This window comes from Aphanothece microscopica RSMan92 (genome assembly GCF_046613545.2).
GTDB lineage: Bacteria > Cyanobacteriota > Cyanobacteriia > PCC-6307 > Cyanobiaceae > NIES-981.
Map to the genome: position 1 here is coordinate 1 of NZ_JBKKKY020000451.1, position 505 is coordinate 505.

Consider the following 505-nt stretch of genomic DNA (forward strand, 5'->3'; position numbering starts at 1 on the left):
TGGGGCCCGGCCTGCCGCAGGAGAGGCTGGAATGGGCCGGCGCCCATCTCAGCGTCGCGATCCGGCCGCAGGGCGACTTCCTGGTCACAGGCATGGCGGAAGGTGCGCTGCATGGCTGGCGGCTGGCCGACACGGCGCATTTCCGCATGGCCGGCTATCCGTTCAAGCCGAGGAGCCTGTCCTTCGGGCTGAAGGGCCGCGTTCTCGCCACGTCCGGGGCGGGGGTGGCGCTGGTCTGGCCGTTCGAGGGCAAGGACGGGCCGATGGGTCAGGCGGCGCTGCAATTGCCCGCCCGGCCGGGGCTCGTCACCGCTGTGGCCTGCCACCCGGTCGATGCGCTGCTGGCGGCGGGCTATGCCGACGGCGGGGTGCATCTGATCCGGTTCGAGGATGGGGCCGACATCCATGTCGCGGGCCCGCCTCCGCCGGAGGAGGCAGCCCAAGACCCGCTGCAGCCTGCCACCGCGATCGAGCATCTGGCCTGGAGCCCGGACGGGCGCGGCCT

The 505-nt window shown here is 73.1% G+C and carries 1 protein-coding gene; it reads left to right on the forward strand.

The features are described 5' to 3' along the window. Positions 1 to 505, forward strand: a 505-nt coding sequence (locus tag ACLD7X_RS18495) for a WD40 repeat domain-containing protein (protein WP_411425145.1), incomplete at both ends; no start/stop codon positions are given.